This is a genomic window from Kitasatospora sp. NPDC059577, from assembly GCF_042735475.1.
Classification (GTDB): domain Bacteria; phylum Actinomycetota; class Actinomycetes; order Streptomycetales; family Streptomycetaceae; genus Kitasatospora.
In genome coordinates this window covers 17,125-41,724 of record NZ_JBHWBZ010000009.1, presented here as the reverse complement: position 1 = coordinate 41,724, position 24,600 = coordinate 17,125, and the positions used below count along the sequence as shown (strand labels likewise).

18 protein-coding genes and 2 tRNA genes are annotated in these 24,600 nt (G+C 74.0%); 9 read left to right on the top strand and 11 right to left on the bottom strand.

Going from position 1 to position 24,600, the window contains the following annotated elements; all coding sequences use genetic code 11:
* Positions 1–536: 536 nt before the first annotated feature.
* On the bottom strand, positions 537–1,124 hold the full coding sequence (locus ACFV0O_RS10790) for a DedA family protein (RefSeq protein ID WP_380339503.1): 588 nt from the start codon (positions 1,122–1,124) through the stop codon (positions 537–539).
* A gap of 626 nt (positions 1,125–1,750) precedes the next feature.
* Here ACFV0O_RS10790 and ACFV0O_RS10785 point away from each other — a divergent pair.
* A complete protein-coding gene (locus tag ACFV0O_RS10785; protein ID WP_380339225.1) occupies positions 1,751–2,842 on the top strand; it encodes an LLM class flavin-dependent oxidoreductase in 1,092 nt (363 codons plus the stop codon).
* 65 nt (positions 2,843–2,907) lie between these two features.
* Here ACFV0O_RS10785 and ACFV0O_RS10780 read toward each other — a convergent pair whose 3' ends face one another.
* Entirely contained in the window at positions 2,908–4,971 is a 2,064-nt protein-coding gene (locus tag ACFV0O_RS10780; RefSeq protein ID WP_380339222.1) for a putative bifunctional diguanylate cyclase/phosphodiesterase, read from the bottom strand.
* Between the two features lie 383 nt (positions 4,972–5,354).
* Complete coding sequence (locus ACFV0O_RS10775) at positions 5,355–5,780, bottom strand: OsmC family protein (protein ID WP_380339219.1); 426 nt, start codon at positions 5,778–5,780, stop codon at positions 5,355–5,357.
* A 285-nt stretch (positions 5,781–6,065) separates the two neighbouring features.
* Here ACFV0O_RS10775 and ACFV0O_RS10770 point away from each other — a divergent pair, with 285 nt between their 5' ends.
* Positions 6,066–6,401 (top strand): chorismate mutase, encoded by a 336-nt coding sequence (locus ACFV0O_RS10770; RefSeq protein ID WP_380339216.1) that lies wholly within the window; start codon positions 6,066–6,068, stop codon positions 6,399–6,401.
* 211 nt (positions 6,402–6,612) lie between these two features.
* A complete protein-coding gene (gene lepB, locus ACFV0O_RS10765; protein WP_380339213.1) occupies positions 6,613–7,479 on the top strand; it encodes a signal peptidase I in 867 nt (288 codons plus the stop codon).
* On the opposite strand, the gene ACFV0O_RS10760 is transcribed toward lepB, so the two are convergent.
* The 3 genes from ACFV0O_RS10760 to ACFV0O_RS10750 all read right to left on the bottom strand — a co-directional run bounded on the left by ACFV0O_RS10760 (position 7,442) and on the right by ACFV0O_RS10750 (position 11,530).
* Positions 7,442–8,602, bottom strand: a complete 1,161-nt coding sequence (locus ACFV0O_RS10760; RefSeq protein ID WP_380339210.1) for a DMT family transporter — start codon at positions 8,600–8,602, stop codon at positions 7,442–7,444. The two genes, lepB and ACFV0O_RS10760, sit on opposite strands and share 38 nt — an antisense overlap.
* Before the next feature lie 225 nt (positions 8,603–8,827).
* Positions 8,828–11,236, bottom strand: coding sequence for a transglycosylase domain-containing protein (locus tag ACFV0O_RS10755; protein WP_380339207.1), 2,409 nt, complete (start codon positions 11,234–11,236; stop codon positions 8,828–8,830).
* Between the two features lie 220 nt (positions 11,237–11,456).
* Positions 11,457–11,530: transfer RNA gene (locus ACFV0O_RS10750), tRNA-Lys, on the bottom strand.
* A gap of 124 nt (positions 11,531–11,654) precedes the next feature.
* On the opposite strand from ACFV0O_RS10750, the gene ACFV0O_RS10745 reads away from it, so the two are divergent.
* Positions 11,655–12,509: a DUF998 domain-containing protein gene (locus ACFV0O_RS10745; protein WP_380339205.1), complete on the top strand. Its 855-nt coding sequence runs from the start codon at positions 11,655–11,657 to the stop codon at positions 12,507–12,509.
* Between the two features lie 89 nt (positions 12,510–12,598).
* Positions 12,599–13,450 (top strand): alpha/beta fold hydrolase, encoded by an 852-nt coding sequence (locus ACFV0O_RS10740; protein ID WP_380339501.1) that lies wholly within the window; start codon positions 12,599–12,601, stop codon positions 13,448–13,450.
* 122 nt (positions 13,451–13,572) lie between these two features.
* On the opposite strand, the gene ACFV0O_RS10735 is transcribed toward ACFV0O_RS10740, so the two are convergent.
* From ACFV0O_RS10735 to ACFV0O_RS10720, 4 genes are all read right to left on the bottom strand, one after another.
* Positions 13,573–13,646 (bottom strand) — tRNA-Lys (locus ACFV0O_RS10735).
* Positions 13,647–13,706: 60 nt separating this feature from the next.
* Positions 13,707–15,839 carry a dipeptide ABC transporter ATP-binding protein gene (locus ACFV0O_RS10730; protein WP_380339202.1) on the bottom strand — a complete coding sequence of 711 codons (2,133 nt, stop codon included), beginning with the start codon at positions 15,837–15,839 and terminating at the stop codon, positions 13,707–13,709.
* On the bottom strand, positions 15,836–16,834 hold the full coding sequence (locus tag ACFV0O_RS10725; protein ID WP_380339199.1) for an ABC transporter permease: 999 nt from the start codon (positions 16,832–16,834) through the stop codon (positions 15,836–15,838). The genes ACFV0O_RS10730 and ACFV0O_RS10725 overlap by 4 nt, the downstream gene beginning before the upstream one ends.
* A gap of 14 nt (positions 16,835–16,848) precedes the next feature.
* On the bottom strand, positions 16,849–17,829 hold the full coding sequence (locus ACFV0O_RS10720) for an ABC transporter permease (RefSeq protein WP_380339196.1): 981 nt from the start codon (positions 17,827–17,829) through the stop codon (positions 16,849–16,851).
* Between the two features lie 415 nt (positions 17,830–18,244).
* On the opposite strand from ACFV0O_RS10720, the gene ACFV0O_RS10715 reads away from it, so the two are divergent.
* Both ACFV0O_RS10715 and ACFV0O_RS10710 read left to right on the top strand, forming a co-directional pair.
* The gene (locus ACFV0O_RS10715) at positions 18,245–19,951 is read left to right on the top strand and encodes an ABC transporter family substrate-binding protein (protein ID WP_380339193.1); all 1,707 of its coding nucleotides are present in this window, start codon (positions 18,245–18,247) and stop codon (positions 19,949–19,951) included.
* Positions 19,952–20,390: 439 nt separating this feature from the next.
* Entirely contained in the window at positions 20,391–21,602 is a 1,212-nt protein-coding gene (locus ACFV0O_RS10710) for a low temperature requirement protein A (RefSeq protein ID WP_380339190.1), read from the top strand.
* Between the two features lie 53 nt (positions 21,603–21,655).
* Here the strand turns inward: ACFV0O_RS10710 and ACFV0O_RS10705 are convergent, their stop codons facing one another.
* A complete protein-coding gene (locus tag ACFV0O_RS10705; RefSeq protein ID WP_380339187.1) occupies positions 21,656–22,630 on the bottom strand; it encodes a LysR substrate-binding domain-containing protein in 975 nt (324 codons plus the stop codon).
* A gap of 269 nt (positions 22,631–22,899) precedes the next feature.
* On the opposite strand from ACFV0O_RS10705, the gene snpA (ACFV0O_RS10700) reads away from it, so the two are divergent.
* Positions 22,900–23,559 (top strand): snapalysin, encoded by a 660-nt coding sequence (gene snpA, locus ACFV0O_RS10700; protein WP_380339184.1) that lies wholly within the window; start codon positions 22,900–22,902, stop codon positions 23,557–23,559.
* Between the two features lie 311 nt (positions 23,560–23,870).
* Positions 23,871–24,494 carry a snapalysin gene (gene snpA / locus ACFV0O_RS10695; protein WP_380339181.1) on the top strand — a complete coding sequence of 208 codons (624 nt, stop codon included), beginning with the start codon at positions 23,871–23,873 and terminating at the stop codon, positions 24,492–24,494.
* The last annotated feature ends 106 nt before the right edge of the window (positions 24,495–24,600 follow it).

Sequence of the window (24,600 nt, the reverse complement as noted above, 5' to 3'; positions counted from 1 at the left end):
CGCCGGGGGGGCCCCCCGCGCCGCGGGCGCCGCGGGCGCGGGAGCTTGGCCCCGCCCGGGACCCGCCGGGGGCGCCGGCCGCGCCCGCGCGGGGGGCCGGGGGCGCGGCGGTTGCACTGAGCACCGTCCTGCGCGAGATGCTGGTCATGGTCTCCCCTGGGTGCCGATGCCGGTGGTGAGGGCGGTCCGCAGCCGCACCGGTCAAATCGGGCAATTGATGAATATTCCGCCGTTAGCATGTCATGTCGCCGCAGCGGCCTCCAAGGCCGTCGGGCTCCGACAACTCTCAACACGTCGGGGGCATCGGGCTGGGCTGCAGTGATCCGTCGTCTGTTGCCGTCCTGTGACGCTTCGCACTCCTCGCGGCCCGCGCAGTACGGTACCGCCGGGCCGCCCGGATCCAGGGGGTGTTCGTCGGTGTTCGGCCTGGTTGGTCGGCCTTTTGGGAAAACTTTTGCCCCGTGATGGGCCGTACCGACCGAAGGTGGCCGGAGGGCGGCGAGTCCGGTGCGAGCCGCTCGCGCGGGACGGTCCGGTCAGAGCGCGGCGAGCCGCCGGGTGCGGCGCACTATCCGCGCGATCGCGGTGCTGATGGCGGTGGCCGCCGCGCAGGAGACCACGAGGCTCAGCCAGGCCGTGTTGAACCAGTGGCTGTTCAGCCAGCCCAGCGTCACGATGTAGGCGGCCCAGACCAGTGCCGCCAGCGCCGACCAGTGCAGGAAGCGGTGCGGATGGGCGGGGGAGTGGCCGATGGCCAGGTCGAGGACGGTCCGTCCGGCCGGGACGAACCGCGCGACCACCACCATCGCGGCGGCGGCGCCGTGCGGGCGTTCGACCAGGACCTCCTGGACCCTGGCCACGCTGGCCGCCAGCTTCGGCCGCCGGGCGAGCCGGCGGTGCAGCACCGGCGCGCCGCGGCGGGCCAGGTGGAGCAGCAGGACGTCGCCCAGGAAGGAGGCCACCGCCACGCCGAGGCCGAGCAGCAGCGGGGCCCCGTTGATCTGCGCCGTCTTGAGCACGGCCAGGATGACGAGCGTCCCGCTGGGGATGAAGGGGAGGAGGGCGTCGCCGAGCACGGCGAACAGAGCCAGGGCGCAGATCCACGAGGATCCGATCGCCGCCACGAAGTTCAAGGCCCTTACTCCCTCCACGCCGCCCGAGCGAGCAGGTGGCTGTAGGGGTCAACGCTAGCGCCTCGACTTTTCATGCCCTGAAGCACCCCGGTATGCCGCAGGTCACGACCACGGGTTCCGGCCGTCCGTCGAAGCGCCGGTCCGCGCGCGCGGACCGGGGGCGAGGGGGCGCCCCCGCGCACGGGCGTCGCGCGGACCGGACGAGCCCCCGGGGCGGGGTGTCGTGCTGCGGGGGCTCGCGGTGACCGCCCGGAGCCGGACCGGTCCGACGATCTTGCTGGTGGGGTGCGGATGCCGTCCGGCGATCCGCCCCCCTCACCGGACGGCCGGCCGCGACACCCCGTCGCGAGCCCCGGCGCCGACGGCGTCCGGCACCGGCGCGAAGTCGCCGAACGTGTCCGTCCGCTGGCTCTCCGTCAGCCGAATGCTCGGTCGGTGGTCCGGGGAGGAATGGCCGAAACACACCCGGACCGGCATCGAACGGCATCCCGCCCCCGGGAACAGTGAGCCCCCGGGCGTGGTTGACCCCGGTCGGCAGCAGTGACCGCCGGGCCGTCCGAGACCCGTGCGGTCGCCACACGAAGGCCGGTCCGAAGCCGGTCAGGAGGGCGGACGGCATGACCACCGAGGACCAGCAGGAGCACGGGGCCGAGCCGCCGGCCGGCACGGCGGTCCGGGGCACCGCCCGCGGCACGGCACCCGCCCCGCTCTCGATCCTCGACCTGGCCACCGTCGGCGCCGGCCACACGCCCGCCGAGGCCTTGGCGGCCACCACCGAACTGGCCCGCAGGGCCGAACAGTGGGGCTACCACCGCTTCTGGGTGGCCGAGCACCACGGCATGCCCGGGGTGGCGAGCTCGACCCCGGCCGTCCTGCTCGCCCACCTCGGCGCCAACACCACGACGCTCAGGCTCGGTTCGGGCGGCGTGATGCTCCCCAACCACGCCCCGCTGACCATCGCCGAGCAGTTCGGCCTGCTGGAGGCCCTGCACCCCGGCCGGATCGACCTCGGGCTCGGCCGCGCCCCCGGCACCGACCCGGCCACCGCCCGCGCGCTGCGCCGCGGCCTCGGCGAAGGCGCGGACGACTTCCCGCAGCAACTCGCCGAGCTGACCCACTTCCTCGACGGCGACTTCCCCACCGGCCACCCCTACGCCCAGCTGACCGCCGTCCCCAAGGGTGACGGGCGCCCCCCGATCTGGCTGCTGGGCTCCTCCGGTTTCAGCGCCCGGCTCGCGGGCCGCCTCGGCCTCCCGTTCGCCTTCGCCCACCACTTCAGCAGCACCAACACCCTCCCGGCCCTGGACCTCTACCGGTCGTCCTTCCGCCCCTCCGCGGTGCTGGCCGAGCCGTACGCGCTGATCGGCGTGAGCGCGGTCGCCGCCGACGACGAGCCCTCGGCCCGGCGTCTCGCCCGCTCCGCGGCCCTCGGCATGCTCCGGTTGCGGCGCGGCAACCCCGGCCCGATCCCCACCCCGGAGGAGGCCGAGCAGTACCCGTACAGCCCGGTCGAGGCGGACTTCGTCGACAGCTGGCTCGACAACGTCGTCCTGGGCGATCCGGGCCGGGTCGCCGACGGCTTGGAGGCCCTGCGCAAGCGGACCGGGGTGGACGAGCTGATGGTCACCTCGCACATCCACGGCCACGAGGCCCGGCTCCGCTCCTACGGCCTGATCGCCGAGGCGTACGGCCTGACGGCGGAGGAGTGACGGCCGGCGCGTGACGGCGGGCGCCCGGCGGGTGCTCCGCCCGGCGCCGCACCCCGGACCTGCCGCTACCGCCCGTCCAGGGCGGGGCGGCCCTCGCGGAGTATGGCGGCGACCAGCGATGCCTCGCCCGGCCGGGCGAAGTACCAGCCCTGGGCGGTGTCGCAGCCGGTCAGCCGCAGCCGCTCGGCCTGGGCGGCGCTCTCGATGCCCTCGGCGGTGACGGTCAGGCCGAGGGTGTGGGCGAGCTGCACCATCGCGCCGACGATCTGCTCGTCGGCGTCGTTGCGGCGGGAGTCGAACGCGGGGAGGCCGGGCCGGTCCGCGGGGGCCGGGTCGCGGAAGCCCTCGATGAAGGTGCCGTCCAGCTTCAGCACGTGCACCGGGAGCCGGGACAGGTAGGCCAGGTTGGAGTAGCCCGTGCCGAAGTCGTCGATCGCGATCCGCACGCCCATGTCGGCGAGCGCCTGCAGGGCCTGCAGCGGGCGTCCGCCGGGGCCGAGCAGGGCGCTCTCGGTGATCTCCAGTTGGAGCAGCCGGGCGGGCAGGCCGGTGCTGTCGAGGGCCCGGGCGACGTCGGCGACGACGTCGGAGTCCCAGATCTGACGGGCGGCCAGGTTGACGCTCACGAAGGTCTCGGTGTCCGGGAACTCGGTGAGCCACTGCCGGGCCTGGCGGCAGGACTCCTCCAGCACCCACTTCCCGAGCGGCACGATGGCGCCGGACTCCTCGGCGAGCGGGATGAAGCGGTCCGGGGAGAGCGTCCCGTAGCGGGGGTGGCGCCAGCGGACCAGTGCCTCGGCCCCGTGTACGGCGCCGTCGGCCAGGCCGACCAGCGGCTGGTACTCGATGGTGAACTCGCCGCGCTCCAGGGCCGGCCGCAGCGCGGTGGCGAGCAGCTGGCGGGTGAGCTGGTGGGCGCCGCGGTCCGGGTCGTAGAGGGTCCAGCGGGCGCGGCCGTCGGCCTTGGACCAGTAGAGGGTGGCGTCGGCGTCCTTGACCAGGTCGGTCGGGGTGGTCTCGTGCACGGAGCGTTCGACCACGCCCACGCTGGCGGTGACCACCAGCCGGTGCCCGGCGATGTCGAAGGGCCGCTCCAGCGCCTCCAGGATCCGGCCGGCCAGTTCGGTCAGCTGCTCGCTGCCCAGGCTGTCGGTGACCAGGACGGCGAACTCGTCGCCGCCCATCCGGGCGACCAGGTGGGTGTCGTGCCCGTCGAAGCCGTGCCGCAGCCGGGTGGCGACGGCGATCAGCAACTGGTCGCCGATGTGGTGGCCGAGGGCCTCGTTGATCGTGGCGAAGCCGTCGAGGTCCAGGTAGCAGACGCCGACCCGGCGGCTCCCCCCGCCGGCCGGGCCCGGGGCGGGCTCCTCGGTGACGGAGAGGCAGGCGGCGTCGAGCCGTTCGAAGAAGTAGGCCCGGTTGGGCAGCCGGGTGAGCGGGTCGTGCAGGGCCTGGTACTCCAGGCGGTCGCCGAGCCGGCGCTGTTCGGTGATGTCCTCCACCAGCGCGAGGGTGTAGAGCGGTTGCCCGGCGCCGTCGCGGATCAGCGAGACGGTGACCTTGCTCCAGACCTCGTGGCCCTCGCGGTGCTTGAGCTGTTTCTCCACGCGGAACCGTTCCCGCTCCCCGCGGACGAGTTCGGAGAACAGCCGGTCCGGCATGCCCTCCGGGTCGATGATCTCGTGCAGGTGAGTGCGGACCAGTTCGCCGACGCTCCGTCCGATCAGGCCGGCGAAGGCGGGGTTGACCTCGATGATCCGGTCCTCGGGGTCGATCAGGGCCATCCCGATGACCGCGTCGCAGAAGGCGGCCCGGAACCGGGACTCGCTGGCCCGCAGTGCGGCCAGCAGCCGGTCGGCTCCGCCGTCGGCCCGGTCGGGCCGGTCGTCCGAGCCCCGGTGCGTGCCGTCGGCGAGCGGGGTCGAGCAGGTGGGGCAGAGCAGCGCCTCGGGCTCGACCGGCGTCCCCCAGGCGTCGGGAACGGCGGCCGGTCCGGGGGTGGGTCCGGGGGCCGGTCCGGTGGCCGGGGCGAGGACCGGCGCGGCGAGGTGCCGGCGGCGGTGGCGTGGTGATTCCTCGTGCCGCACGCCCGGGTGGTGTGCGTCGGCCCCCTCGTTCTGGCCCGGCACGGCATGCTCCCGTCCGCTGCTGACGCTTGACGATGGTTCGGCCGGTCTGTCGGGATCCCGGCGGCCGGCTCCGCACTCTGTCGCGGTCCTCGGAGTCGGTCCGCTGCGGGGCGCCCGCCGTGGGGCGCTGTCGCACGGGGACCCGTGTGAAGAACAGGGCGCTTCGGCCGATCATAGGCCGCGACGGCAACGCGCGGTGACCGCCGCGAGGGTGATTCGCCCGCTTTGTGATCATGGGTGGCGGTACAGGCGGACGCCCCCGGTACACATCACATGATGTGCGCCAGGGGCGCGTGCGCCGAAGCCGCGCCCCCGGGCGCTGGTTGCGCGCCGGGGCGGGACGGGGGCGGAGAACCGGGCGGCGGCGGAAGCGGCCGGACGGGTCAGGCCAGCTTGGCCTCAAGGGTGATGGTGGTGCCGGTCAGGGCCTGGCTGACCGGGCAGTTGGCCTTGGCGTCCTCGGCGGCCTTGACGAAGCCCGCCTCGTCCAGGCCGGTCACGACGCCGGTGACGCTCAGGTGGATGCCGGTGATGCCCTCACCCGGTTGGAAGGTGACGTCGGCCTGGGTGTCGAGCGTGGTGGGCGGGGTGCCGGCCCCGGCCAGGCCGTGCGAGAGGGCCATCGAGAAGCAGGCCGAGTGGGCGGCCGCGATGAGCTCCTCCGGGCTGGTCTTGCCGTTGGGCTGCTCGGCGCGGGCCGGCCAGGACACCGGGTACGTGCCGATCCCGGACGAGACGAAGGTCGTCTGGCCCTGCCCTTGGAGGAGGTTGCCCTCCCAGGCCGTACGAGCGGTGCGGGTGGTTGCCACGATCGGTACCTCCATTACTGGGGGACAGCTGAGCGGTCACTTCCGGTCATGCACGCACCAGACTACGGGCAGCCCGCGGCCCGGACCGGCGTGTCACGCCGCGTCGGACGCCCCGGTGGCGCGGGCCGCCGGAGGGGGTGCCCGGGGTCCGTCAGGCTGTCCGGATCGTGGACGGATCCGTCCGACGGTGCCGGGCCGGAGCGGGGGCCCTGTTAGATTTGCCCGGGCCCGAGCCCGGCCGCCGTACGGTCGGGCGCCCACCCAGACACACCGGGAGCCGCCCCGATGACGGACCACCCCACGACCCCCGACGCCGGCCTGACCGAGGGGATCGACGACGCCGTACGCGCCGAGCTGACCAGCCTGCGCGAGAGCATCGACAACATCGACGCCGCGGTGGTCCACATGCTTGCCGAGCGCTTCAAGGCGACCCAGCGGGTCGGCCGGCTCAAGGCCGAGCACAAGCTGCCGCCGGCCGACCCGGCGCGCGAGCGGGACCAGATCAGGCGGCTCCGGGAACTGGCCGCCGGGGCGAAGCTGGACCCGGTCTTCGCTGAGAAGTTCCTGAACTTCATCATCGCCGAGGTCATCCGGCACCACGAGGCGATCGCCCGCGCCTGAAGGGCGGCCCGCGAGTCCTGACGGGGCAGGAACGCAGGAAGGAAGGGCCCTCCGGCCGGTCCCGGCACGGTCGCGGAGCAGTCCGGGAGCACTCCCGGAGCGGGCTCGCGGCACCCGGTGATGTCGGTGACGGCTAAATGCCCGATTTCGTCAGGCTCCACGGTTGGCGTAGCGTGCGGGTTTCCCCAGCCGGAGAGGTGGAGCAGCGACGATGGCGGTGAACCTGCCCGAAACGCCCAGCGGAGCCCCCAGCGATCCCGCCGCCCAGGACGCCCCGATCACTCCGATCGCGCGGGACTCCCGGAACGCCCAGGACGCCCCGTCCGCCCACCGGGTGCCCGGCGGCCGCGCCGAGGCCCGCCGTCGGGCCCGCGGTTCCGGCGGGCGCCGGGCCGACCGCCCGGGCGGGAACGGCCGTGCGGGCCGGTCGGGCCGTCGCCCCCGTCCGTGGTGGATCGAACTGCCGATGATGGCCGTGGTCGGCCTGGCGGTCGCGCTGCTGATCAAGACCTGCCTGTTCCAGGTGTTCTCCATCCCGTCCGGATCGATGGAGAACACCCTGCGCATCGGCGACCGGGTCGGCGTGAACAAGCTGGCACCGCTGACCGGCTGGGAGCCGGAGCCGGGGCAGCCGGTGGTGTTCAAGGACCCGGGCGGCTGGCTGCCGCCGCAGCCCACCGACTCGAACCCGGTCACCAACACCGTGAGCTCGGCGCTCAGCTTCGTCGGACTGGTGCCGCCGAAGGACGACAACTACCTGGTCAAGCGGGTCATCGCGACCGGCGGCGAGACGGTGCAGTGCGACGGCACCACCCTGAGCGTCGACGGGCGGAAGGTGGACGAGCCCTACCTGCACCCGGGCGACGACTCCTGCGCGGGCCTGGACTTCGGTCCGGTGAAGGTGCCCGCCGGCTACGTCTGGGTCGAGGGCGACCACCGCAGCGACTCCTCCGACTCCCGCTACCACCAGCGCGGCCCCGGTGGCGGAGCCGTGCCGGTGAGCAACGTGGTCGGCCCGGTGTCGGCCGTCGTCTGGCCGCTCAATCACCTCGACTGGTTCGGCTGGACCGGCCGCTGACCGCGCGCTCGGCGGCCACCCGCTCCCGGGCGCCGTGGCCGCCGTCGGCTCCGCCGGGGCCGGCCGGGTCCTCCGGACCGGCCGCCGTGGCAGCCGAGACCGCCGTGGCAGCCGAAGCCGCCGCGACCACGTCCGTCGACGCCGGACCGTCCGGGCCCGACGTGCCCGACGTGCTTGAGGCGTGCGAGTCGCCCGACGTGCCCGAGCTCGCCTGCGCCGCGAAGGCGCCGGCCAGCACCAGCAGGCCGCCGGCGATCTGCGGCAGCCCCAGGTGCTCGCCGAGCAGCACCCAGGCCAGCACGGTGGCGACCACGGCCTCCAGGTTGGCCACCACCCCGGCGATCGGCGGCGAGAGGTACCCGACCGACACCACACCGGTCAGGTAGGCGAGCACGGTCGCGATCAGCACCATCCACAGCGCGGGGACGAACGCGGGCAGGGTGTGCCCGTTCATGACCACGTCGCCGCCGAGCCGGCTCCAGTCGGCCTGCCAGGGCCGGGTGACGGCGGTGAGCAGGACGGCGCCGATGAGCAGCCCGTACGCGCTGACGGCCAGCGGGTCGACCGGGCGGTCGCCCCGGCGTCCGGCGTCGGCGAGTACGAAGTAGCCGACCTGGCAGCAGGCCGCGCCGAGGGCGAACAGCACGCCGAGGGCGTCGAAGCCCAGACCGTTCCAGACCTCGACCACGCAGGCCAGCCCGGCCACCGCGACGCCGGCGCCGACGGCCGCGCCCCGGCTGATCGGCTTGCGCTGGACGAACTTGACGTAGCCGATCAGCAGCGGCGGTCCGAGGTACTCGATGAGCAGGGCGACGCCGACCGGGATGCGGGAGATCGCCGCGAAGTAGCAGGCCTGGACACCCGCCACGGCGAGCAGGCCGAAGCCGAACAGCAGGCCGGGGCGGCGCAGGACGGCGTCCCGGTGCCGGTAGGCGATCGGGAGGAGGGCCACGGCGGCGCCGGTGACCCGCAGCCACACGACGTGGAGGGGGGAGAGCCCGGCCTCGATCAGCGGCTTGGCCGCGGTACCGGAGCCGCCGAAGGCGAAGGCGGAGACCAGTGCGAGGCCGAGGCCGAGGGTTCGGCCCGAAGGGTGGGTGGGCGAGGCCGTTGATCTGTGCACCGCCGCATTGTGACAGTCATACCGATACTTCGGTAAGGCGCCATTTCGGCATTTGGTCCTGCACTCAACTGTGCGCAGTGGCGCAATCACCGAGCCGACAGGCAGGCAGACGGCAGGCCGCTCGGCAGGCAGGCACGCAGCCAGGCAGGCAGACAGGCGGACGGACAGAAAGACCGGCTGACCGGCCGGAGCCGGTCAGCCGGTCAGCCGGCGCGTCGTCGCAGGTCAGCCCCCGGAGCCCGCCGAGGCCCCGGTGAGCGCGTCCGCCCCGGCCGTGGGCTGGGTGGTCGGCTGCGCGGTGGGGGCCGTGGTCGGCTGGGTGGTCGGCGTCGGCCGGGTGGTGGGCCGGCCGGTCGGACGGGAGGTGGGCTGGGTGGTCGGCTGGTCGGTCGGGGGAGCCGTCGGCGCCGTGGTGGCCCCGCCGGTGCCGTCCGTCGGCGTCTTCGGGCCGGGGGCGTCGCCCGACGGGGTGGTGGCGCTGCTGCTGGGGCCGCCGGTGGGCGCGCCCGTCGACGGGGCGCCGGTCGGCGTGCTCGGGGCGGTCGGCAGGTCGGTGGCGCCCGAGGAGTCGTCGCCGTCGGCCGGGGTCGGGAAGTCGCTGACCGGCTGGCCCTTGAGCGCGGCCTTCATGTAGCCGGTCCAGATCTGTGCCGGGTACTGGCCGCCCGCCGCGCCGTCGATCCCGCCGACGCCGCTCAGGCTGACCTGGGCGCCGGTGTCCGGGTCCTGGCCGAACAGCGCGACCGAGGTGACCAGCTCGGGGGTGTAGCCGACGAACCAGACCGACTTCTGGTCGTCGGTGGTGCCGGTCTTGCCCGCGACCGGGCGGCCGAGCGCCTTCGCCCGCCAGCCGGTGCCGCCCGGGTCGCTCACCACGCCCTGGAGCATCGAGGTGACCCGGTTGGCGGTGTCCGCGCTGATCGCCTGGGTGGTCCGGTGCGCGGGCATCGTCACGGCCTCGCCCTCGCGGTCCACCGACTGCACCAGCCACGGGGTGATCTGCTTGCCGCCGTTGTCCAGCGTGGCGTACACGCCGGCCATGTCGAGGACGCTCGGGGTGGCCGCGCCCAGCGGGATGGAGGGCACCGGGTCGAGCCCCGGGGTGTTGCCGGGCAGGCCCAGCGCGACACCGGTGTCCTTGACCTTCTGCAGCCCGGTGTCCTGGGCGAGCTGCGCGAACGCCGAGTTCACCGACCAGTCGACGGCCTGCTGCAGGGTGATCTGGCCGTAGCTCTTGTCGCCCTCGTTCGGCGGCGCGTACGGGGTGCCCTTGCCGCCGCGGACCTTCCGGCCGCTGGTGCCGTCGTAGACGGTGCGCGGGGTGACGGTGCGGCCGTCCTGGGTCTTGGCGTCGTTCTCGAAGGCGGCGGCCAGGGCGATCGCCTTGAAGGTCGAACCGGCCTGGTAGTCGCGCCGGGTCGCGTTGTCCACGTAGTGCTTCACGTAGTCGGCGCCGCCGTACAGGGCGACGATCGCGCCGGACTTCGGGTCCACCGAGACGGCGCCGGCCTGGGCGGCCGCGTCCTTCTTGCGCTTGTCCGGGTTCAGGGTGTCGCGCAGCTGCGCCTGGACGGAGTCCTGGAGGGCCTGCTGGCGGCCCGGGTCGATGCTCAGCTTGACCGTGTAGCCGCCCTTGGCCAGCTCGCTCTCGCTGATGACCCCGCTCGTGGTCAGGTACTGGGTGGCCGCGTTCACCAGGTAGCCGGCCTGGCCGGACAGGCCCGGGTTCGGCTGCGGGTCCCGGACGTCGGGGAAGGCGGTCCCGGCCCGCTCGTCGGCGGAGAGCCAGCCCTCCTTGACCATGCCGTCGAGGACGTAGTTCCAGCGGTTGACGGCGTTCTGCTTGCCCGCCGCGGTCGCGGTGGCCACGTCGTAGGCGCTCGGGGCGTTCAGGAGGGTGGCCAGGTAGGCGCCCTGCGCGGGGTTCAGCGCGGAGGCGTCGACACCGAAGTAGGCCTGGGCGGCGGCCTGGATGCCGTAGGCGCCGCGACCGTAGTAGGAGGTGTTCAGGTAGCCGGAGAGGACCTCCTCCTTGCTCTCGGTGGCGTCCACCTTCATGGCGATGAACAGTTCCTTCACCTTGCGGGTGACCGACTGCTTCTGGCTCAGGTACGTGTTCTTCACGTACTGCTGCGTGATGGTGGAGCCGCCCTGGGTGCCCTCGCCCTTGGCGGTGTTGACCGCGGCGCGGACCAGGCCCTGGACGTTGACGGCGCCCTCGTTGTAGAAGTTCCGGTCCTCGGCGGCCAGCGCCGCGTGCTGCGCGGCGGGGGAGACCTTGTCCAGGGTGACGTTCTGCCGGTTGGTCTGGCCGGTGCGGGTGATCACCGAGCCGTCCGAGTAGAGCCAGGTGTTGCTCTGCGCGGTCGCGGCGGCGTGCGCGTCCGGGACCTTCACCAGCGCGACCCCGAGCGCGAACAGGCCGACGCCGAGCAGCAGCGCCGAGGCGAAGCCGAGCAGGGTCATCCGCCAGGTGGGTATCAGCCGGCGCCAGCCGGCGCGCTTCGGGCGGCGCGGCTTCTTGCCGCCGGACCCGCCGACGCCGTCGACGGCGCCGGTCGGGCGCTGGAACCGCTGGATCGGGCGGAGACCGATCGACGGCGTGCGACGGCCGCCCTGGGCGTTTCTGGACAAAGCGCGGCCTTTCCTGCGGGCGCAACTGAGCAGCCTGCACGGACGGGGACATCGGTCGGGGACCTTTGTCCCGATTCCGGTTGTACTGCCCTGGACGAGCAGGACGGGCCTGATGGCTCCGTCGGACAGCCATTCGAGACCGACATCACACACAAATCGGACTTCGAGGGCCAAAAAATCGGGGAGCCCCTCGCGACTGCGAGAGGCTCCCCGGTGTCTGTGCGCCGCCAGGGACTCGAACCCCGGACCCGCTGATTAAGAGTCAGCTGCTCTAACCAACTGAGCTAGCGGCGCCTGCTGACCTGGAAAACAATACACGGTCCCGAGGGGTGCCTCGAACCCGCCCCGGACGGCCGGCGGGCGATACGTCCCTTTCCTTCCGGTTGGGGCGGAGTTCGCCGCTGGTTAGGGTGGAACCGTGCCCAGCCCCCAGCCAGGACACCGCACCGCACGGACGGCGGTCGCCGCCCTGCTGCTGCTCAGCGCCGTGGCGTACACCGCCTGGGTGCTGGAGGTGGTGCTGAGCACCGGCCTCGACCCCGTGCAGGCCTACATCAGCGAACTCGCCGCCGAGGACCAGCCGCTGGGCGGCCTGTTCCGGGCCACCGACCTGGTCGCCGGACTCTGCTTGCTCGCCGCCGCCGGCACGGCCCTCGTCGGCGGCCTCGCCGCCGGGCCGGTCACCGGCGAGGGAGCCGGCCCGACCGCCGGCCGCGCCGACCGGTCGGTCACCCGGCGGACCGGCGGCGCCCGGCACCGCCGCCGCCGCTGGGCTGTCGTCGGCTGGTCCGCCCTGGCCCTCTTCGGCGCCGCGACCGCCGCCGACTCCCGGCTCCCGCTCAGCTGCACCCCCACCAGCGACGAGATGTGCGCGGCCCGCGAGACCGCCGGGCTCGTCCCCGCGACCCACGCCGCGCACGCCGTCACCAGCAGCCTCGCGGTGCTCGGCGCCCTCACCGCCCTGGTCTCGCTCACCGTCGCCGCCCGCCGCTACGGCTGGTGGCCGCCGGTGCGCCGGTTCGGGCCCTGGCTGCTGGGCGCCGAACTGCTCGCCACCGGCTGGAGCCTCGCCGCGATCGCCGCTCTCCAGGCCGGGCGCGGCACCTGGGCACTCGGGGCCGGCCAGCGGCTGCAAGTGCTGCTGGTCGCGCTCTGGCTGGCCGTCCTGGCCGTGGGCGTCGCCCGCTCCACCCGGCGGAACGGGCCGGACGGGTGGGACGGGCCGGAGGGGCGCCACCCGGCCGAGCCGCTCCCCGAACGGAGGACGGCGTGAGGGCACCCGGCGACCCCGGCGACCCCGGCGCCCCCCGCGCGCACCGTACGGGCGGCGACCCCCGTCGGCCCGACGACCCCGGGGCCCGGGTGCGCTTCCTGCGCGTCGACGGGGTCCCGCTGCACGTCCGCACCGAGGGCAGCGGCCCGGTCTGCCTGCTCAGCGGCGGCCTCGGCAGCAGCTGGTTCGACTGGGACCTGGTCGTCCCCTTCCTCACCCCCTTCCGCACGGTGGTCCGCTTCGACCGGCCCGGCTACGGGCTGAGCGCCGCCGAGCCCGCCGCCGGGCGGCCCGCCCCGACGGCGGCCGGGGAGGCCGGGCGGATCCGGGCGGTCCTGGACGGCCTCGGGCTGCCCGGGCCCTGCACCGTCGTCGGCCACTCGCTCGCCGCCTTCCACGTCGAGGCCTTCGCCCGGCTGCACCCGGAGCGGGCCGCCGGGCTGGTCCTGGTCGACGGCAGCGTCGAGCCGGGGGCCCGGCCGTACCCGGCGCCCGGCGTGCGTGACCTGGCGGCCCGGGCGGCGGCCGGCACCGCCACCGCCCTCGCCGTGCCCTACCTGCTCGGCCCGGCCGTGCGGCGGACGGTGGCCCGGCTGTCCACCGTCCGCCGCGAGGACCTCGCCCCGGCGCCGCTGGTCCGGCACTGCTACCGGACCGGCCGGGCCCTGCGCGCGCTGCTTCGGGAGAACGCGCGCTACCTGGACGTGGCGGCCGAGCTGGACGGGCTGCGGCGCACCCGGCCGCTGCCCGAGGACCTGCCGGTCACCGTGCTGGCCGCCGACGACGGTTGCCGGACCCGCCGCACCGAGGCCTGGCTGGCCGAGCAGCGGGAACTCGCGGCACTGCTCGGCGCCGACTTCCGCACCACGGCCCCGGCCGGGCACCTGGTGATGTTCGACCGCCCTGACGCGGTGGCCTCGGCGGTGCTGGACACCCGCTGAGGCGGCGGTCGGGGGAGCGGTGCCCCGGGCCGGCGGCCGGAAGGCGGCACGGCGCCACCCCCACCCGCCCCGGAAACGCCTCAGGCCGCCCACCGAAGTGAGCGGCCTGAGACCTTGCCATGTGCGCCGCCAGGGACTCGAACCCCGGACCCGCTGATTAAGAGTCAGCTGCTCTAACCAACTGAGCTAGCGGCGCCTGCTGACGTCGAAGACATTACACGGCGCGAGCCCGATCCGCCGAATCGTCGGCGGGTGGTCACCCGCCGTGACCGTCCCCGGCCGGCGGCTCGGGGTGGTGGCAGGCCGCCTGGTGGTCCGTTCCCGGGGCGCCCCCGGTCAGCGCCGGCCGTTCCTGCTCGCAGCGGGCCCGGTCCGCCGGGTCGGTGAGCCCGGCGTGGCGCGGGCAGCGGGTGCGGAACGGGCAGCCGGTGCGGCGCTCGGTGGGGGAGGGCGGGTCGCCGGCGAGCAGGACGCGGTCGCGGGCCCGCTCGGCGGCGGGATCGGGGAGCGGGACGGCGGAGAGCAGGGCGCGGGTGTACGGGTGGCGGGGGCGGTCGAAGACGGCGGAGACCTCGCCCTGTTCGACCGTCCGGCCGAGGTACATCACGCTGACCCGGTCGGCGAGGTGGCGGATCACCGAGAGGTCGTGCGAGACGAACAGGTAGGAGAGGCCGAGTTCCGCCTTGAGCGCCTGCAGCAGGTTCAGCACCCCGGCCTGGATGGAGACGTCCAGCGCCGAGACCGGTTCGTCCAGCACCAGCAGCCTGGGGCGGACGGCGAGGGCCCGGGCGATCGAGACGCGCTGGCGCTGGCCGCCGGAGAACTGGTGCGGGTAGCGGACGGCGTGGTCCGGGTCGAGGCCGACCTGCCGGAGCAGTTCGGGCACCCGGCGGGCGATCTCCGCGCGGGGGGCGCGCTGGGCGAGCAGGGGTTCCGCGACGATGTCGCCGATCGGCATCCGGGGGTCGAGGCTGGCCATCGGGTCCTGGAAGACGATCTGCAGTTCGGCGCGGAGCCGGTGGGCCTCGGCCCGGGTGAGCTCGGCGGTGTCGTGGCCGAGCAGTTCGATCCGGCCGGTCTCCGGGGCGCCGAGCCGCAGCAGTTCGAACAGCGTGGTCGACTTGCCGGAGCCGGACTCCCCGACCAGGCCGAGGGTCTCGCCCTCCCGCAGGTCCAGGTCGACGCCGTCGACCGCGTACACCTCGCCGACCCGGCGTTTGAACACCGTGCCCTTGAGGAGCGGGAACGTCTTGCCGAGGCCGCTCACCGCCAGGACCGGTGCCAGGCCGGAGCGGTCGCCGCGGGCGGTGGTGGCGGGCAGCTCCGGGACGGGGTAGACCTCGGCGGGCGCGGGCCGCCGCTCGGCGAGCTCCGCCGACCGCAGGCAGGCCGACAGGTGTCCGCCGGCCCCGTCGGGAGCGCCCTCCCGAGCGGGTTCCGACGTGCTTCCCGGGCTGGGCTCCAGGGTGGGTTCCACCGTCGAGCAGCGTTCCTCGGCCAGCGGGCAGCGCGGCGCGAACGGGCAGCCCGGGGGCAGCTCCGCCATGGGTGCCGGGCTGCCCGGGATCGGCACCAGCGGACCGCCGCGCCCGTCCAGCCGGGGCAGCGCGCCGATCAGCCCGAGCGAGTAGGGGTGGTGCGGGGCGGTGAACAGTTCGTCCACGCCGGCCGTCTCGACCACCCGCCCCGCGTACATCACCGCGACCCGGTCCGCCGTCCCCGCGATCACCCCGAGGTCGTGGCTGACCAGGACCAGCGCCGCGCCGGTCTCCCGGCGGGCGGTGCGCAGCACGTCCAGCACCTGGGCCTGGATGGTGACGTCGAGTGCGGTGGTGGGCTCGTCGGCGAGCAGGATGTCGGGCTCGTTGGCGACGGCCATCGCGATCATCGCGCGCTGGCGCATGCCGCCGGAGAACTCGTGCGGGAAGCTGTCCAGGGCCCGGTCGGGCGCCGGGATGCCGACCAGGTCGAGGAGTTCGGCGGCCCGGCGGCGCGCGGTGGCCCGGTCCACCCGCTGGTGGATCCGGACGGCCTCGGCGATCTGGTCGCCGATCCGGTAGACCGGCGTGAAGGCGGACAGCGGGTCCTGGAAGACCATGGCGACCCGGCGGCCGCGGACCGCCGCGAGTTCCTTCCCCGGCAGTCCGACCAGCTCCCGCCCGTCCAGCCGCACCGACCCGCTGACCCGCGCCGTCCCGGGCAGCAACCCGAGCACGGACAGCGCCGTGACGGACTTGCCGGAGCCGGACTCGCCGACGATGCCGAGGGTCTCGCCGCGCCGCAGCGTGAGGTCGACCCCGCGCACGGCGGGGACCGGGCCGTGCGGCCCGGCGAAGTCCACCCGCAGGTCGCGGACGGAGAGCAGCGGGGTTTCGACGGTGGTGGTCACGGGCGCTTCCTACGGCTGACGGAACGGCGGGTACGGGAGCGGCCGGACCGGCGGGGTGCGGCCCCGGAGGTGGGGTCGAGGGCGTCGCGCAGCCCGTCCCCGATCAGGTTGACGGCGAGGACGAACAGCACCAGCAGCCCGGCGGCGAAGTAGAACAGCCAGGGGAACACCGGGGCCTCGCTGGTCCCCGCGGCGAGCAGGGTGCCGAGCGAGACGTCCGGCGCCTTGACCCCGAAGCCGAAGTAGGAGAGCGCGGTCTCGCTCATCACGGCGCCGCCGACCGCGATGGTCGCGTCGATGATGAGGAAGGAGGCGACGTTCGGCAGGATGTGCCGGCTGATGATCCGCAGCGGCCGCACTCCCATGAACCGTGCGGCGCGGACGAATTCGCGCTCGCGCAGGGAGATGGTCATCGAGCGGACCACCCGGGCGGTGATCATCCAGTTGAACAGTGCGAGCAGCAGGACGAAGGCGATCCAGCCGGCGCTCTTCAGCCGGGCCGACACGATGGTGATGACCAGGAAGGCGGGGAAGACCAGCAGTAGGTCCACCAGGAACATCAGGGCCCGGTCGGTCCAGCCGCCGAAGTAGCCGGCGCAGGCGCCGACCAGGGAGGCCAGCACGGTGGAGAACAGTGCCACCAGCAGCCCGATGACCAGTGACTTCTGCAGCCCCCGGACGGTCTGCGCGAACACGTCCTGGCCGACCCCGTTGGTGCCGAACCAGTGCTCGGCGGACGGGGGTTGGTGCAGCGCGGAGAAGTCGGGCGTGGCGTAGTGCCAGGGCGTCAGGTACGGCCCGCCGAAGGCGAGCGCGAACAGCAGCAGGACGACGACGGCGCCGGCGAGGGCCCCGCGGGCGGCGAGCAGCCGGGCCAGCACGAGCCGTCCGCGGCCGGCCGCCCGGGGCGCCGGGGCGGAGTCCGGGAGCCCGGCCGGTCCGGCGGCCGAGGGGCGCCCGGTGGGCTCGGCCGGTTCGGTGGAGAGGGTGGTCATCTCGGTCTCCTCGGTCAGGACCGCACGCGCGGGTCGAGGGCGGCGTGCAGGGTGTCCGCGAGGAAGCCGGAGGCGAGGACGACGACGGCGGTGAACAGGTTGATCGCCACGACCGAGTTGACGTCCTGTTCGTTGATCGACTGGATCAGCCACTCGCCCATGCCGTGCCAGCCGAAGATCGTCTCGGTGAAGATCGCGCCGGTGAAGATGCCCAGGAAGCTGTAGGCGAACATCGTCGACATCGGGATCACGGCGGTGCGCAGCCCGTGCTTCAGCAGCGCCCGTCCGCGGGTGAGGCCCTTCGCCTCGGCGGTGCGCAGGTAGTCGGAGCCGAGCACGTCGAGCATGGTGCCGCGCTGGTAGCGGCTGTAGGTGGCGAGGCCGCCGAGGGCCAGCGAGACGGTGGGCAGCAGCAGGTGCAGCGCCCAGTCGGCGAGGTGGGTGCCGAGGCCGCCGGTGAGCCCGGGGGTCTCGTAGCCGGTGAACGGGATCACCTCGTGGCCGGCCGCGTCCTTGGCGGCGATGGCGCCGTTCTTGAGGAACAGCGCGACCAGGAAGACCGGCGTGGAGAGCAGCACGAAGGACAGCACGGTCAGCAGCCGGTCGGAGATCCGGTACTGGCGGACGGCGCTCCACGCCCCGACCGCGGTGCCCAGCAGCATGCCGAGCACGCTGCCGATCAGCAGCAGCCGCAGTGAGACCCAGACCCGGCGGCCGAAGTCGTCGGTGACCGGGGTGTCGTGGATGGTCCGGCCGAGGTCGCCGTGGAGCAGGCCGCCGGCCCAGTGGCCGAAGCGCTCGACGACCGGGGTGCGGTCGTTCAGGTTGAGCGCGGTGAGCTGGCGCTCGACCGATTCGGCGGACGGGCGGGGGACCTTGGCGTCGAAGTAGGTGCGCGGCTGCAGGGCGGTCGCGGAGATCGCGTACGCCAGGAAGACGGCGGCGAGCAGCAGTGCCGCGTAGTAGCCCAGCCGCTTCGCCAGGTAGCTGAGCATCAACGGCCGCCCGGGGTGGGGGTGGGGCCGACGCGTCTGATGGGCATCGGGTGGTGGCCTTCGGTCGGGGCCCGGTCCGGGCGTCAGGGGGCAGGGGCGGCAGGGGAGTCGGGAAAGCGCAGGTCAGAGTGAAGCACTCGGGGACGGCGGCGGTGTTGCGGCGGTGTTGCCGCCCGTGGCGTTCGGATCAGGTGTGCGTTCCTCCCCCTGGTGGCGGATCTGATCCGCTGTTACGTTCCTCTGGCTCGGTGCCGGATTGAGTGCCCACGCTCAAGCCGAGTCATGCCTGCGACGCCCGAACTCGTGTTCCGGCCCGTGCCGCGTACCGCCCGTGGCCCGTGCCGCGACCCGCACCACGACCCCGTCGGACTCCCGCCCCGACTCCCGTTCCGCAGACCTCACCAGGGGGACCCCCATGGACGCTTCCACCACGGCCCGCCGTCTCGGCCGGGCGGCCGCCGCGGCCGTCGCCGTCGCGCTCGCGGTCACCGCGTGCACCTCGGGCGGGGGCGGTTCGTCCGGCGACGTGGCCAAGAGCGAGCCGCCGAGACAGGACTCCCAGGACATCAACGCCAAGGCGCCGGACCAGCTCAAGGACGGCGGCGAGGCGCGCTTCGCGCTGGACCAGTGGATCACCCAGTGGAACCCGCTGCAGGTGGACGGCGGCTCCTACACCGACACGGTGGACCTCGTCCGGGCCCTGGAGCCGACACTCTTCGGCACCGACGCCTCCGGCACCTTCCGACCGAACCCGAACTACCTGGTGGCGGCCGAGGTCACCTCGACCTCGCCGCAGGTGATCACCTACAAGCTCAACCCCAAGGCCAGGTGGTCGGACGGGAAGCCGCTGAGCTACCTGGACTTCAAGGCCGACTGGCAGGCGAGCAACGGCAAGGACCCGGCGTACAACGGGTACGACCCGTCCGGCTACGAGCTGATCTCCGCCGTCGAGCAGGGCGCCGGCCCGGACGAGGTGAAGGTCACCTTCTCGGAGCCGTACGCGGACTGGCAGAACCTGTTCCGCCCGCTGGTCCCGGCGGCGGGCATCGCCACCCCGGACGACTTCAACAAGGGCTGGGTGGAGAAGGTCCCGATCACCGCGGGCCCGTTCAAGATCGGCGTGGCGGACAAGACCGCGCAGACCATCAGCCTCGTGCCGGACCCGGCCTGGTGGGGCACCCGGGCCAAGCTCGACCGGATCACCTTCCGGGTGATGGACAAGGCGGCGAGCATCCAGGCCTACCTCAACAACGAGATCGACCTGGCCTCGGCCGGCACCGCCACCGCGTACGGCCAGCTCAAGAGTGCCAAGGACACGGTGATCAGGGCCGCCAGCCCCTGGGACGAGGTGCACATCTCCTTCGGGGGCACCGGCGCGCTGGCGGACCAGCGGGTCCGCCAGGCGCTCGGCCGGGCGGTCGACCGCTCGGCGCTGATCAAGATCGCCAACAACGGTGTGCCGGTGGAGTTCAAGCCGCTCGGCAACCACATCATCATGCCCAACCAGACCGGCTACCAGGACAACTCCGGCGACTGGGCGAAGTTCGACCCGGCCGCGGCCAAGAAGCTGCTGGACGACGCCGGTTGGAAGGACGGCGGCAGCGGGCAGCCGCGCACCAAGGACGGGCGGCAGCTGGAACTGCACTGGGTGCTCAGCGACGGCTCCACCCAGGCCCAGCTCGACCTCGCCACCGCGGCGGCGGCGATGTGGCAGGCGGTCGGGGTCAAGGTCGACCTGGACAAGGTGGCCGCCAACGACTACTTCGCCAAGTACGTGACCCCCGGCAAGTTCGACGTCGCGAGCTGGCGCAACACCGACTCCTTCCCCAACTCCAAGAGCCTCGCCAACTTCCGTCTGCCGGTGGGCGACAACACCTTCAGCAACCCCTCGCGGCTGGGCACCCCCGAGATCGACGCACTGCTGAAGAAGGCGGCGGGGACGGTCGACCCGGCGGAGGCCGCGAGGCTCTACAACCAGGCGGACGCGAAGATCTGGGAGCTCGGCCACACCGTCGAGCTCTACCAGCGGCCCACGGTGGTGGCGGTGCGCAAGGGCCTCGCCAACTACGGGGCGTTCGGTCTCGCGGGGGAGGACTACAGCACGGTCGGCTGGGAGAAGTAGCCGCCGCGGACACGACGAGGCGGGCCGCACGGCAGGCGCTGGCGAGCAGCGCGGTGATCACGAGGCCGGTGGTGCGGACACGGGAAGGTCGGCTCCGCCGCCCCCGCTGTCCCGCCACCCGCCTTGACCTTCCGCGTTGCCCGCAGGCCGCCCATGTCATGGGGCCCCGCAGGGCCCCGCGCTCTACCGACCGGGGATGAATCTAGCGGCGCCCCGGGCCCGCACGGTGCAGCGCGCGGGGCGCGTCCGGAAACCCGCCGCGCTGTCACCCGGTTCGCGCACCGCAGCGTCAACTACGGCTGACGGTAAGGAAAAAAGGGACATTCGGGGTCATCGTACCCTCGGTCGCGTGCGCGCCGCGCCGGTGCGTGCGCCGGGCCCGGGGCGCTGCCAGGATGCGCGGGACGCCCCCGCCCCTCCCGACCCCGGAGCAGCTCCGATGGCCAGTGACCCCGCCGCCGCGGCGCCCCGCGCGCACCACGTCGACCCGCCGCCGGTGCGCCGGATGGTCCCGCGGGACCGGCACGAGCCGCACCGGGTCGCCACCCCGCTGGAACTCTTCTTCGACCTCTGCTTCGTGGTCGCGGTCGGCCAGGCCGGGCGCGAACTGGCCCACTCCCTCGCGGCCGGACACTACGCGGAGGGACTGCGCGGTTACTCGCTGACGTTCTTCGCCATCTGGTGGGCCTGGATGAACTTCACCTGGTTCGCCTCCGCGTACGACTGCGACGACGTGCCGTACCGGGTCACCACGCTGGTGCAGATCGCCGGTGTGCTGATCCTCGCCGCCGGGGTGCCGCGGCTGTTCGCCACCCAGGACCTGACCCTGGCGATCACCGGGTACGTGGTGATGCGCCTCGCGATGGTGACGCAGTGGCTGCGCGCGGCGGCCGGCGAGCAGGGCGAGGCGCGCCGGGTCGCCCTGCGGTACGCGCTGGGGATCACGCTCTGCCAGGTCGGCTGGGTGGTGGTGGTGTTCCTGCCGCAGGACGTGCGCCGGTACGTCATCCCGATCGGCGTGCTGTGCGAACTGGCCGTGCCGGTGGTCGCGGAGCTACGGGCCCAGACGTCCTGGCACCCGCACCACATCTCCGAGCGGTACGGGCTGTTCACCCTGATCGTGCTCGGCGAGACGGTGGCGGCGGCGACCGTCGCGGTGCAGTCCGCGGTGGACGAGCACGAGCAACTGGGCCGGCTGGTGCCGGTGGCGATCGGCGGTCTGCTGATCTGCTTCGCCGCCTGGTGGATCTACTTCGCCCGGCCCGTCCACGAGCACCTGCGCTCCAACCGGCAGGCCTTCGCCTGGGGGTACGGGCACTACCTGGTGCTCGGCTCGGCGGCCGCGATCGGTGCCGGGCTGGAGGTCGCGGTCGAGTCGGCCGTGCACAAGGCGGAGATCTCCGGGACCGCGGCCACCGCGACGGTCACCGTCCCCACCGCGCTGTACCTGGTCACCGTCTGGTTCCTGCACTCCCGGCACACCAAGCGCGGCGCGGTCGCCCAGGCGGTGGCGCCGGTCGGGGCGGCGCTGGTGCTGGCCTGCACCGCGCTCGGCGGCCCCGGGGTGCTGGCCGCCGGCCTGGTCTGCGCGCTGATGGTGGCGACGGGCGTGCTGGTCCACGGCCGGGAGAGCGGGTTCCGGGGCGCCTGAGGACGGGCCCGGGGCGCGGCCGGGCGCGGCCGGGCACCTGCTGGGGCGGCGCCTCAGCCCCGCCCCAGCAGGACCGGTTCGTGCCGGGTCAGCCAGGCCAGGTAGGCCGGGTTGACCTTGGCCAGGTCCAGGTAGGCGGAGCGCAGTTCGCCGTACAGCGCGTCCAGGGCGGGCGGGCTGAGCGCGCACGGCCGCCAGGTGAACAGCAACCGGACGGCCAGCGGGTCGCCGTCCACCGGGCGGACGACCGTGCCGGGCCCGGGCGGGGAGGTCGGCTGGCAGGGGCGGACGGCCTCGCCGGAGGCGACCAGCTCGGCGGCGGTGGCGTTGTCCCGCACCTGCAGCACCCGGGGGTTGAGCCCGGCCTCGCTGAAGACCCGGCGCATCGCCGCGTACTCGTGGTCGGCGGTCGGGTCGACCATCCAGGTGTCCCCGGCGAGGTCGGCGAGGCGGACGACCGGGCGGTCGGCGGCCGGGTGTCCGGTGGCGAGTTCGACGTACTGCGGCTCACGGGCCATCAGCACCCGCTGCTCGGCGTCCGGCGGCACCCGCAGCGGGAAGCCCTCGCTCTCGTGCACGAAGGCCACGTCCAGCTGGTCGGCGGCGACCATCCGCAGCAGCGCGCTGGCCGAGACGTCGACGTGGATGGTGGTGTCGGTGTCCGGCAGGCGCTCGTGCACCCGGCGCAGCCAGGCGGCGACCGCCCGGCTGCCGACGCTGCCGATGCGCAGCCGCCGCTGCCGGCCGGGCCCGCTGGCGTCGCGCGCCTCCTGACGGGCGGCGGCCACCAGGGCGGCCATCTCGGTGATCACGGGCCGGGCCCGGGAGAGCACCGAGTGGCCGAGTGCGGTGGGCCGGCTGCCGGTCTGCTCGCGGGTGAACAGCGTTCCGCCGATGGCCCGTTCGATGCGGTGCAGCTGGGTGGTGAGGGAGGGCTGGGTCATGCCGAGCTGGAGCGCGGCCTTGCGGAGGCTGCCGCTGTCGGCGATCGCGCACAGCACCCTGAGGTGTCTCACGTCGAGCTCCACGTCGGGAGCATAGACGCCATCGAGCCACCTCGCCAAGGACATGACAGGCAATCAAGAGTGCCTGGCAGGAGGGTGCACCGGATCCCCACCGGTATGCGGCGGTGCTATCGCCGGTTGACATCATCCGTGACGGGCCCGGACGGGTCGAAGCTCGGGGGCAGCAACCCGCCCCCGCCACCGGCCGGGGCGGCCCCCACCGTGCGTCGCCGCCGTGCCCGGCCCCCACCGGCCCCGGCGCTCCGGCGCACCGCGAATCCGGAGACCCCCACATGAAGCGATCCGTGCTGTCCGCCGCCCTGGGCCTCGCCCTCGCGGCCGGCCTCGCGACCCTGCCCGCCACCGCCGTCGCCGCCCCGGCCGCGCCCGCGGCCCCGGCCGTCCAGGGCTACACCCCGGCGGCGCACGCCGGTTCGGCCGCGGAGGCCGCGAACAACCGGGCCTTCTTCCAGGCCGTGGTGGCCTCGGTCAAGGCCAAGCGGGCCGCGAACCCGTGGCTGCGGACCGTCACCGTCACCTACGACACCGCCAACGCGCCCTCCTTCACCAGCCAGATCGCCAGCGCCGCGCAGATATGGAACGGCTCGGTGCACAACGTGCGGCTCCAGGAGACCGGCGGCAACGGCGACTTCTCGTACTACGAGGGCAGCGACAGCCAGGGCTCCTACGCCAGCACCGACGGGCACGGCCACGGCTACGTCTTCCTCGACTACCAGCAGAACCAGGAGTACGACTCAGTGCGCGTCACCACCCACGAGACCGGGCACGTGCTCGGCCTGCCCGACGACTACGCCGGCCCGTGCAGCGAACTCATGTCGGGCGGCGGCCCCGGCCCCTCCTGCACCAACCCCTACCCCGACGCCAACGAGCGCAGCCAGGTCGACTACCTCTGGGCGAACGGGCTCGCGGCAGTGAACCCGGCCACCAGGTAAGGGAGTTCGGGCGCGGGGGGGGGGGGGGGCCCGCGGCGCCCGCCCCCCCCCCCCCCCCGCTCCGGGTACTTCCCCGCATCGGAGCCTAGCCCCCACCGGAACGGAATGCCAGGGGCACGGTTGGGTCAAGACGAGGGAAAGGCCGCTCGAATCGGCGAAATCCCACGGGTATTGCACGGAGCTATCGCCGGTTGACATCATCCGCGCGCCCGCCGGGCTGCCCGAAGCTCTGGGACATCACCCGCTGACCAGGTGTCCCCCGAAGCCGGCCCCCAACCGGCCACGGCACCACAGGAATCGGAGACCCCCACATGAAGCGATCCATGCTGTCCGCGACCCTCGGCCTCGCCCTCGCGGCCGGCCTCGCCGTGCTGCCCGCCACCGCCGCCGCCGCGGCCCCGGCCGCCCCGGCCACGCAGGGCTACACCGCCTCGACGTACGCCGGTTCGGCCGCCGAGACCGCGGACAACCAGGCCTTCTTCCAGGCCGTGATGGCCTCCGCGAAGGCCAAGCAGGCCGCCAACCCCGGCCTGGCGACCGTCGTGGTCACCTACGACGCCAGCTCGGCCCCGACCTTCCGCAACCAGATATCCCAGGCCGCGCAGATCTGGAACGGCTCGGTCGCCAACGTCCAGCTGCGCTCCGGCTCGGCCGCCGACTTCAAGTACTACGAGGGCAACGACAGCCGCGGCTCCTACGCCAGCACCGACGGGCACGGGCGCGGCTACGTCTTCCTCGACTACCAGCAGAACCGGCAGTACAACTCGCTGCGGGTGACCGCCCACGAGACCGGCCACGTGCTCGGCCTGCCGGACCACTACTCCGGCCCGTGCAGTGAGCTGATGTCGGGCGGCGGCCCCGGCACCTCCTGCACCAACCCCTACCCGAACGGTACCGAGCGCAGCCGCGTCAACTCCCTCTGGGCGCGCGGCTGACGGACCCGTCGGGGGGGGGGGGGGGGGCGGCGCCGCCGCCCGCGCCCCGCCCGCGCGGGGGCGGCGCCGCGCCCGCGCCCGGCCCGGCCCGGGGCGGGCGCGGGGC

Excerpts from the sequence above, each read along its gene's own strand:
- ACFV0O_RS10785 (WP_380339225.1), top strand. The coding sequence starts at position 1,751 with ATGACCACCGAGGACCAGCAGGAGCACGGGGCCGAGCCGCCGGCCGGC.
- ACFV0O_RS10770 (WP_380339216.1), top strand. The coding sequence starts at position 6,066 with ATGACGGACCACCCCACGACCCCCGACGCCGGCCTGACCGAGGGGATC.
- lepB (WP_380339213.1), top strand. The coding sequence starts at position 6,613 with ATGGCGGTGAACCTGCCCGAAACGCCCAGCGGAGCCCCCAGCGATCCC.
- ACFV0O_RS10725 (WP_380339199.1), bottom strand. The coding sequence starts at position 16,834 with ATGACCACCCTCTCCACCGAACCGGCCGAGCCCACCGGGCGCCCCTCG.
- ACFV0O_RS10720 (WP_380339196.1), bottom strand. The coding sequence starts at position 17,829 with ATGCTCAGCTACCTGGCGAAGCGGCTGGGCTACTACGCGGCACTGCTG.
- ACFV0O_RS10715 (WP_380339193.1), top strand. The coding sequence starts at position 18,245 with ATGGACGCTTCCACCACGGCCCGCCGTCTCGGCCGGGCGGCCGCCGCG.
- ACFV0O_RS10710 (WP_380339190.1), top strand. The coding sequence starts at position 20,391 with ATGGCCAGTGACCCCGCCGCCGCGGCGCCCCGCGCGCACCACGTCGAC.
- snpA (WP_380339184.1), top strand. The coding sequence starts at position 22,900 with ATGAAGCGATCCGTGCTGTCCGCCGCCCTGGGCCTCGCCCTCGCGGCC.
- snpA (WP_380339181.1), top strand. The coding sequence starts at position 23,871 with ATGAAGCGATCCATGCTGTCCGCGACCCTCGGCCTCGCCCTCGCGGCC.